Source organism: Streptomyces sp. NPDC042371 (assembly GCF_056437465.1).
Window position 1 is genome coordinate 448,239 of the sequence record NZ_JBWKAP010000003.1, and the last position, 7,175, is coordinate 455,413.

A 7,175-nucleotide genomic window follows, 5' to 3' on the forward strand; every position below is an offset into this window, starting at 1 on the left:
CCCACCACTGAACTCCCCACGAAAGGACCAGCGTGAGCGATACCAGCGAGACCATCGTCGACAACTTCCCCGGTGGCAGCATGGCGAGCCGCCCCGTGCACTTCATCTGGATGCTCGACTGCTCGGGCTCCATGGGCGTGAACGGCAAGATCGGCGAGCTGAACTTCGCCATCCGTGAAGCCATCCCCGAAATGCAGCAGGCCGCCCAGTCCAACCCCGCCGCGTCCCTGCTGGTGCGTGCCATCACCTTCGCCAGCGGCGCGAGCTGGCACGTCGGCGAGCCCACCCCGGTCGACCGGTTCTCCTGGGAGGACGTGCACATCTACGGCGGCACGGACATGGGCGCCGCGTTCAAGCTGGCGGCCGGTGCGCTGCAGACCCCGCCGATGCCGCAGCGCGCCCTGCCGCCCGTGCTCGCGCTCGCCTCCGACGGGCAGCCCACCGACGACTGGCGGGCCGGGCTGCGCGCCATCGACAGCACGCCGTGGGGCAAGCGCGCCGTGCGCGTCGCGGTGGCCATCGGCGACGACGCGGACAAGAGCATGCTCAAGGAGTTCCTCGGCAACCCCGAACTGGAGCCCCTGCAGGCGAAGAACCCCCGCCAGCTCGCCGCCGCCATCCGCTGGATGTCCACCGCGGTCGTCAAGGACGCCTCCACTCCCAAGGTCGACGACGGCGCGAAGCCCGCGACGCCGATCGACGTGCCGTCGATGACCAAGGGCGAAGACGACATCTGGTGACCGGGCCGGAGACGACCACCGGACCCGGTCCCGCGGCGGCCGGGCCCTGGGCGCTGCTCAGCGGCGCGGTCAAGGGAGTGGCGAAGAAGTTCAGCCAGGACCGCAGCGCGGCCCTGCCCGTGGCCGGGGGCCGTGCGGTCGTCCTCGCGGTCGCCGACGGACACGGCAGCGCAGCTCACTTCCGCAGCGACCTCGGGGCGCACTGGGCGGTGGCGGAGTTCACCGTGTGCGCGCAGGCCTTCGCGCGCGAGGCGGCGCGCGTCGGCGGCGACGCGGCGGGCTGGCCCGCCCTGCGCGAGGAGGCGCGGCGGCTGCCGCAGCAGGTGGGTCACCGCTGGCACGAGTGGGCGCTGCTGTACGAGGCCAACTCGCCCGCCCACGGCGCTCGTCGGCTCGCCGCGGCGGAGCGCACCGGGTCCCGCGAGCGCCCGGAGGCCCCGGACCTCGCCGCCTACGGCAGCACCCTCGTCGGCGCCGTGCTGACCGAACACACGTTGTTCTGCTGGCAGTTGGGTGACGGGGACATCGTGCTCGTCGACGGTGAAGGCACCCCGCACCTGCCGCTCTCCACCGGGCCCGACATAGGTGACGAGACCGACTCCCTCTGCGAGCCGGAGCCCTGGCGCAAGATGCGGGCGCACTGGCAGCCGTTCACCGGCGGCATGCCGCCGTGCGTGCTGCTGTCCACCGACGGGCTCTCCAAGAGCTTCGCCGACCACCAGGGGTTCCTGGACTTCGCGACCGGCCTCGGTGAGCGCGCCGCCGGACAGGGCGTGGCGGCGGTCCAGGCCCAGCTCCCGGACTGGCTGGGGCGGGCCGCCAAGTTCTCCGGGGACGACACGACCCTCGTGGGCGCCATAGCGGTGCCCGCACAGCGCAGCGACGAACCGCACGAGCAGGACTCGTGCGAGCGGAACCAGCACGACCAGAACCCTCACGGGCAGAGAGGAACAGAATGGTGAACGGCATGCTCGCCGCCGGAAAGACCCTGGTGGCCGAGTCGGGGGAGAAGCTCAAGGTCGCCGATCTCTTCGGCTCCGGCGGCCAGGGCGAGGTCTACCGCGTCCAGACGCCCACCGGGGACCGCGCGGTCAAGTGGTACTACCCCCAGCTCGCCGACGCCCGCCAGCGGGAGATCCTCGAAGGACTCATCGCCAAGGGCTGGGACGACCCCCGCTTCCTGTGGCCCTGCTCCATCGTGATGGACCCCGAGGGCAAACAGCCCGGCTTCGGGTACCTCATGGACGTACGGCCCGCACGCTTCTGCGATCTGCCCGCCCTCTTCCGCCGCGACCCCTCGGTGGCGTCCGCGACGATGCGGACCCTGGTGACCGTGGCGCTGCACACCGTCGAGGCCTACCGCGCCCTGCACTCCCGGGGCATCGCCTACCGCGACATCAACTGGGGCAACATCTTCTTCGACCCGCGCACCGGCGACGTCCTCGTCTGCGACAACGACAACGCCGTCGTCGAGGGCGCCGAGGCCGCCGTCGCGGGCACCATGGACTTCATGGCGCCCGAGCTGGTCCGCGGCGACAAGGGCACCCAGCCCGGCACCCAGAGCGACCTGCACTCCCTCGCCGTGCTGCTCTTCCTGCTCCTGATGAACGACCACCCGTTCAACGGCGCCCTCGCCCTCAGCATCCGCTGCATGGACGAGGCCGCCAAGCGCCGCCTGTACGGCACCGATCCGGTCTTCGTCTACGACCCGACCGACACCCGCAACCGCCCCGTGCCCGGCGAGCAGCCGACCGTCGAGGCGACGTGGGGAGCGCTGCCGCAGATCCTGCGCGACCTGTTCGTCCAGACCTTCACGGACGGCCTGCGCAACCCCACGCTGCGGGTGCGCGAGTCGCAGTGGCGCGACGCGCTCAGCCAGGTCCTCGACGCCATCACCCAGTGCGGCGCCTGCGGCAAGCAGAACCTGACCCAGCCCGACGGCGCGCCCCCCAGCTGCTGGAAGTGCCGCACGGTCCTGACGCTGCCGCCCCGCCTCGAACTGGTCACCGGCACCGGCACCCTCCGCACCAGGCGCGGCATCAGGCTCGCCCCGAGCGCCCGCGTCTACGCCCACCACCTGCGGGACGACCCCGACCGCCACGACTTCACCGCCGTGGTCGGCGAGGTGACCGAACACCCCCAGCAGCGCGGCCGGTTCGGCCTGACCAACCGCACCAAGTCGGTGTGGACGGCCCGCAAGGACGACGGGACGGTGCGGGACGTGGACCCGGGCAAGACGATCGCCCTGCGGTCGGGGCTGCTGATCGAGTTCGGCGGGGGTACGGAGGCGGTGGTCAAGGAGTAGCAACTCCCTCAGCTGGCGGGCTGGTTCAGGTCCACCACCGGCGCCAGCGACGCCACCACGTGCCCCACCGGGGCGGCGCGGGTGGCGCCTGGGGAAGCGGGGGCGGTGGCGGAGGTGCGGCGGGCAGGGTCGCGCGGGTCGGCTCCGGGAGGATCGACACGGCGTCGGGGCGGGGGAGCGGCGTCACCGTGATGACGCACTCCTCGGACGACACGGCGAGGTCGACGGGGCGCCCCGCCCGGTGCGAGCTGCGCGCGATGCGCCGCTCGCCGCCGCGCTGTCCGTCGGTCCATGCCGCGCAGACCAGGACCGCGGGCTCCGGCCAGTCGAAGCGCAGCTCGGCGCGGTCCGCACCGACCCTCCGTACATGCAACTTCCTTATGACAGCCGGGTGTTCGATGACGACGCTCGGCCCGGACACCGCCCGCTCGCCCAGCACGCTCACCGCCGTGACGCGGACCCGCCGCTCGGGTTCCGGGGTCAGCTCGGCGCGGGACTCGGCGCCGACCGCGGTCGCCGGGATCCGGTCCACGCCGCCCACGAGGTCCGACACGTCCGTGCCCGGCGCGACCGGCGCCGTCGTCCACGGCAGCAGCAGACCGTCGCCGAGCGCGGGCGGCCGCCACGCGACCGTCACCCGCTCGCCGTCCTCGTGTCGCCGCACGCTGAGCTCCTCCACCTGCGACGGCCACTGCTCGGCCCGGGCCGCGACGGTCACGCCGCGGGACCACACCAGGTCGCCGTCCGGATCGCGGTAGCCGCAGCGCACTTCGTACGTGTACGTCCCCGGGGCGAGCGGCACGTCGAGCACCCCGTCGTGCTGGCAGGCCACCCGGACCAGCGACGACTCGCCCCAGCCGCCGGTGTCCGCCCCGGCACCCGACCGGGTCACCCGCACCTCGGCCGCCGCCGGGTCGGACCGCCACCGCAGCCGCAGCCCGCCCGGCACGACCGCGCAGCGCAGCCCCGTCACCACCGGCGTGAGCAGCACCGGCGCCGTCACGCGCGGCACCCCCGCGATGCGCTCCCCGAGCAGCGGGACGACGGCGTACCGCAGGGGGCGTCCGACGGGCGCGTCCGCGTCGACGGCACCGGGCCGCGGCTCGGCCGCCGCCGTCTCGACGGCCAGGTCGGGCGCGCCGTCGGGGAAGCGCAGGACTCGGTACGTGAGCTCTTGGCGGCGGCCGCGGCGGTGCTCCCGAGGCTCTGGCGCGCACCAGGACAGGCGGACGGCACGGTCGTCCGGCACGGCCGTCACCTCGGAGTCCACCGGCGTGAAGGGGGCGTCGGCGAGGAGGGCGGCCACGCGCAGCAGGCCCGTCTGGGCCCGCGGATCGTCCCGTGCGATGCGGAGCGCACCCAGCCAGGCGTCGGCCGCGGCGCGCAGCGCGCCGGTGGCCTCCGCCGCGGCGCCGTCGGCGGTCAGCCGGTCCACCTCGGCGGCCCGCGCGCGGATGCCGTCGACGAGTGCGGCGAGGCGGTGGTCGTCGGGTCCGTCGGGGTAGGCGGAGGCGCGCGGGAGCCGCGTCACGAGCCGCTGCGCCTCGCGCAGCCGCACCCCGGGCCAGATGTCATTGAGGGTCTCCGCGGCATGCCGCGCGGGGCCGGTCGCGGGGAACCCCTCCGCGAGCGCGGAGGTGAGCAGTCCCGCCTCGCTGCGGTGCACGCCGAGCGCGACGGCCTCGGCCTCGCCGGGGTGCTCGCCGCCGTCCCTGAGGAGGCAGCACACCTCCCACAGGACCAGTCGCCGCAGCCCCATCGCGTCGTCCCGCACGAGGGTCTCCAGGGTGTCCACCACGGCCGCCGCCGAGTCGGCGCGCGGATCCGACGAGGACAGCCACCGGCCGCGCGCCTGCCGGACGTACGCCAGGTCGACGCGGTGCCAGATGCCGCCGCGGCCCGGGAACCAGAGGCCGTCCAGGACGCGGAAACCGTCGTCCGTGGCGGCCTTGGGGAGTGTGCCGAAGACGGTGTCGTGCGCGGGGGCGGGGACCGGTGCGCGCAGGGCGTCCGCCGCGTGCCGGAACTTCAACCGGCGGATGGTGTCGTGGAGTTGTACGTAGCCGCGCAGGCCGGGGCAGCGCGGCAGGGTGGGCAGCGGCGGACGCGCGCCGCTCGCCTTCGGGTGCTCGCCGGGACGTAGTACCGCCATGGCTCAGCCGCCCGGCGCCGTGTAGAAGTAGACGCGGACCACGGCGGTCTCCGCGCGCTCGCCGAGGGCGTGGTAGTCGTCCGTCACCGTCTTGTCGGTGAACATCTCCGGGCGGGCCTTGTCGAGCAGGCCGTTGACGCGGTGGGCGTAGACGGTGCCGTTCGAGCTGCCGCCGAAGGTGAGGACGAGCGCGGCCTCGCGTCCCGACCACTCGCGCGTGTCCTTCGAGATCTGCTTGACGAGGTCACCCTTGTTGCGGCCCCGTACCTCGAACTCCTGGGGGTTGCGGTCCACCGACCGCGGCCCCGTCGGACGCGGTGGCGAGGTCGACCTGCTCTTGGACGGCTCCGGCTTGGGCCGGTCGTCCGCCTTCGGGTCGGGCCGGTCGGCCATCGACACCAGGGCGAGCACGAGCAGCAGATCGGCGAAGAGCCAGCCCGCGAGCACGACCACCCCGAGTCGGCCGCCGCGCCGCCGTCGCAGCTCTCGCCCTCGGCTCACGCGGTCCCTCCGCTCCGTGGGCTGGGCGGCGGCAGGCGTGTCGTCCTCGTGTCGAGCGGCGTGTCCGTCGGGGGTTCGACGGGCGGGCTCTGCGCGGGCACGGGGCCCGTCTCGGGCGGAGCGGCGGTGCGGCTGTTTCCGGAGGGCTCTTCAGGGGGGCGGCCGCCGCTCACGGAGCCGCCGTTGGTGTCGTAGGCGCCGCCGCTCGTGCCGTAGGTGCCAGTGCTCGTGCCGTACGCCCCGCTGCTCGTGTCGTACGCCCCGCTGCTCGTGCCGTACGCCCCACCGCCCGCGCCGTACGCCCCGTTCACCGGTGCCGACGCGGGCAGTGCCCCCGCCAGCGTGGCCATCCGGGCGTCGAGCCGGGCCGCCGCGTCCTGCCAGTGGGCCGCCGCCGCGTCCCACCGCTCCGTCGCCTCGCGCATGCCGTCCACGGCGTCGCCCGTGCGGCCGGTGCTCGACACCAGGGCCTGTGAGGCCAGCTCGGTCGCCTTCGCCACCGCCTCGGACTTCGCGACGAGCGACTGCTGGGCCGCGACCAGGGCCTTCAGGGACGCCTCGACCGTGTCGCCCGCCGTCTTGACGCGGTCGACGATGCCGCGGGCCGCGAGCGCGTTGGCCCGGCCCGCCTTGGCGGTCTCCTCCGTGCCGGTGCGCAGCGTGGTGTTGAGGCGGTCCGCCGCGTCGCCGAGCTTCGGCACTTCCTTCGTGAGGGACTGGGCCGCCAGCTTGAGCGCGTCGGTGGCCTGGCCGACCGACGTCGTGGCGCCGGTGAGCGCGTTGTGGCTGCGCTCCGCCTTGACCGTCACCTGCTGCATCTTCAGCGCGGCCTTCGTGAGCTCCGCGGTGAACTGCTGCGGGGCCGCGCTGCGGTGCGACGCGAGCAGCATCTGCGTACGTGTGAGCACCGACGCCAGTTCGGCGAGGAGCCGGTCCTGCTCCGCCTCCTGGGTGTCCTCGGCGCGTTCGGTGCGCACCCGCACCCGCGCGTGCCACACGGAGAGGCCCACGAGCAGGGCGATCAGGAGGACCGCCATCAGGGCCACGTTCTCGAAGCGCCCGAACGACGACAGGTGCCCGCCGAAGCCCGACTGCCACAGCTGCAGGAAGGGGCGCGTGGCCTGCTTGGGGTCCTCGTCGGCGAGCTCCCCGTACGCCCGCACGGCCTCCCGCAGGCCGAACCAGGTGATCAGCAGCGGGATGAAGACGAGGACGCCGAGTGCGGCCTCCAGCAGGCGGTCGTGCCGCCCCGACGCCCCGTTCGCGGGCGCGCGGACGCTCTCGGGGCGTACGTAGGCCTGGACGAGGTCGATCTCCGCCCATCGGTCGAGCTGGTTCGACCCGGCCAAGTCCTGGTGCAGCACGGTGAGTTCGGGTGAGCGCGGGGCAAGTGCGGGCAGGGTCGCCAGCCGCCGCAACTCCTTGACGATCAAGGCCTTGTCGAGCAGTTGTGCGGGCGTCAAACGGTTCCCTCCCT

The 7,175-nt window shown here is 74.1% G+C and carries 6 protein-coding genes; 3 read left to right on the top strand and 3 right to left on the bottom strand.

Features of this window, described 5'->3' with window-relative positions; all coding sequences use genetic code 11:
- Positions 1-80: 80 nt before the first annotated feature.
- From AC068B_RS11540 to AC068B_RS11550, 3 genes are read left to right on the top strand one after another with little or no spacing between them, the layout of a single operon-like run.
- Positions 81-740, top strand: a complete 660-nt coding sequence (locus AC068B_RS11540; protein WP_268775858.1) for a vWA domain-containing protein — start codon at positions 81-83, stop codon at positions 738-740.
- Positions 737-1,702: a protein phosphatase 2C domain-containing protein gene (locus AC068B_RS11545; RefSeq protein ID WP_478670801.1), complete on the top strand. Its 966-nt coding sequence runs from the start codon at positions 737-739 to the stop codon at positions 1,700-1,702. Before AC068B_RS11540 ends, AC068B_RS11545 begins: the two co-directional genes overlap by 4 nt.
- On the top strand, positions 1,696-3,045 hold the full coding sequence (locus AC068B_RS11550; RefSeq protein ID WP_478670803.1) for a protein kinase domain-containing protein: 1,350 nt from the start codon (positions 1,696-1,698) through the stop codon (positions 3,043-3,045). Before AC068B_RS11545 ends, AC068B_RS11550 begins: the two co-directional genes overlap by 7 nt.
- A gap of 25 nt (positions 3,046-3,070) precedes the next feature.
- Here AC068B_RS11550 and AC068B_RS11555 read toward each other — a convergent pair whose 3' ends face one another.
- Genes AC068B_RS11555 through AC068B_RS11565 form a run of 3 tightly spaced genes read right to left on the bottom strand, consistent with a single transcriptional unit; the run spans position 3,071 to position 7,161 of the window.
- A complete protein-coding gene (locus AC068B_RS11555; RefSeq protein WP_478670804.1) occupies positions 3,071-5,197 on the bottom strand; it encodes a hypothetical protein in 2,127 nt (708 codons plus the stop codon).
- A gap of 3 nt (positions 5,198-5,200) precedes the next feature.
- Complete coding sequence (locus tag AC068B_RS11560) at positions 5,201-5,698, bottom strand: hypothetical protein (RefSeq protein ID WP_478670806.1); 498 nt, start codon at positions 5,696-5,698, stop codon at positions 5,201-5,203.
- Positions 5,695-7,161, bottom strand: coding sequence for a DUF5585 domain-containing protein (locus AC068B_RS11565; RefSeq protein ID WP_478670808.1), 1,467 nt, complete (start codon positions 7,159-7,161; stop codon positions 5,695-5,697). Before AC068B_RS11565 ends, AC068B_RS11560 begins: the two co-directional genes overlap by 4 nt.
- Positions 7,162-7,175: the final 14 nt, after the last annotated feature.

What these genes read in the sequence shown, in the direction of transcription:
- AC068B_RS11540 (WP_268775858.1), top strand. Translation starts at nt 81, where the DNA reads ATGGCGAGCCGCCCCGTGCACTTCATCTGGATGCTCGACTGCTCGGGC.
- AC068B_RS11555 (WP_478670804.1), bottom strand. Translation starts at nt 5,197, where the DNA reads ATGGCGGTACTACGTCCCGGCGAGCACCCGAAGGCGAGCGGCGCGCGT.
- AC068B_RS11550 (WP_478670803.1), top strand. Translation starts at nt 1,696, where the DNA reads ATGGTGAACGGCATGCTCGCCGCCGGAAAGACCCTGGTGGCCGAGTCG.